The sequence below is a fragment of the Pseudomonas sp. Irchel 3H3 genome (genome assembly GCF_900187635.1).
Taxonomy (GTDB): Bacteria; Pseudomonadota; Gammaproteobacteria; order Pseudomonadales; family Pseudomonadaceae; genus Aquipseudomonas.
On record NZ_FYEC01000060.1, the window covers coordinates 1 to 1,664 of the forward strand.

1 protein-coding gene is annotated in these 1,664 nt (G+C 55.9%); it reads right to left on the bottom strand.

Annotation, left to right across the window (positions count from 1 at the left end; translation table 11 throughout):
- Positions 1 to 39: 39 nt before the first annotated feature.
- Positions 40 to 1,592 (bottom strand): IS3 family transposase gene (locus CKW24_RS27620; RefSeq protein ID WP_218274112.1). Its coding sequence is split into 2 segments (ribosomal slippage): positions 40 to 1,130 and positions 1,130 to 1,592, totalling 1,554 coding nucleotides; the frame shifts between segments, so codons are not numbered across the junction.
- Positions 1,593 to 1,664 lie beyond the last annotated feature (72 nt).

A 1,664-nucleotide genomic window follows, 5' to 3' on the forward strand; every position in this document is an offset into this window, starting at 1 on the left:
ACGGCGTTTTTCAAGGTAGTTGTCGTGTCGCCCGTCTTGCTAGGCGACCTTCACGACAACTGTCAGCTCCCTTTCGGGGTTGAGATACACCGTCCCGATAGGGTTCCAGTTGCGTGTCTCACCTGACCATCTTTCAGGCCTTTTTTCTCTCGCTTGCCCATAGATTGCCGCCCTCCGGGCCAAGATTTCCCGGTCATTTCCCTCGTGGCGCTGGGCGGGTGTCACGAAGCGGATTCGGCTATGACGATGCTCGGTGTTGTACCAGGCCATAAAATTCCTCACCCAGATACGCGCGTCATCCAGGCTGCTAAATCCATCCTGCGGCCACTGCGGGCAGTACTTCAGCGTTCTAAACAGCGACTCCGAGTAAGGATTGTCGTTGCTTACCCGAGGTCTTCCTCTCGATGGCGTGATACCCAGGTCGTACATCTTGGTCAGTAACGTCACCGATTTCATCGGTGCGCCATTGTCCGAGTGAAGCACCAGCGGCTGACGCCAGCACTTCTCTCGAGTGACACTTCGTTGCAGTAGGACAGCTGCTTTTTCACCGCTTTCTGCCTCGTAAACTTCCCAGCCCACGGCCTTTCGGCTGTAGATATCCTCGATCAAATAGAGGTAGTAAAACTTCCCACGAACCGGCGACGGCAGGTACGTAATATCCCAAGACCACACCTGATTGGCGGCTGTCGCCGCGTAAGTGGTGGGTGCTTCATGGCGATGCGGGCGTTTGGCGCGGGAACGATGATGCTGCTGATCTGCCGCATGCAGCACTCGGTAAAAGGTTGCCTCCGATGCCATGTAACGTCCCTCGTCAGCGAGCCGTGGCACGATCTGGCTCGGTGGCAGATGTGCGTAGGCCTTGCTGTTGCACAAGACCAGGATAGCTTGGCGCTCAAGATCACTCAGGGCGTTACTCGGCACTGGCCTCACCGTCGTGGTGCGCCCATCTGCCAACATTGCTTCGGGCAGGCTCCAGCGCTGTAGCGTGCGTAGCGAAATACCGACTTCTAGACACGCAGGCGCCCTGCGGGCGCCCGCCGTGATGGCTTCGTTGAGCCAGTCGACGAGAAGATGCCGTTCTGGCAACAAGGTCAATTGACCTCGTCGTCGCTCCCCCAGTAGGCATTGAGCTTTTTTCGCAGCACCAGCAATGCGACTGTTTCAGCCAGTGCTGCATCCTTTCGGCGCAGCTCGCGCTCCAGTTCCCGAATCCGGTTTTTATCCTCCTTGGTCTCCCCAGCGATTCCTTTTTTCAGCGCTGAATGATTAGTACTGTTGGCAATGAAAGCTTTGCGCCAGCCATCAATTTGCTCAGGGAAAATACCGTTGCGACGGCAATACTCACTCAGCTCCAGCTCCGACAAAGCTGATGATTCGATGACTGCCATGAGCTTGGATTCGGCAGACCAATTTTCAGGCGACTGCTTGTTTTCGGACAACTGGGAACCTCTGGCAGCAGCTTGCTTACGCCAATAATGAAGAGACATGTCGCTACAACCTTCACGGCGCGCGACCTCCGACGCTGAAAGGCTCAGGGGCGGAAGCATCATTTTCAACAACGCAGCTTTGCGTTCTTCTGAATAGAAAGGCATGACCTTACTCTTGCCGCCCCCGGAATACTTTTAAAAAGCGGAGGACACGACAACTACCCTGACACCGGGGGG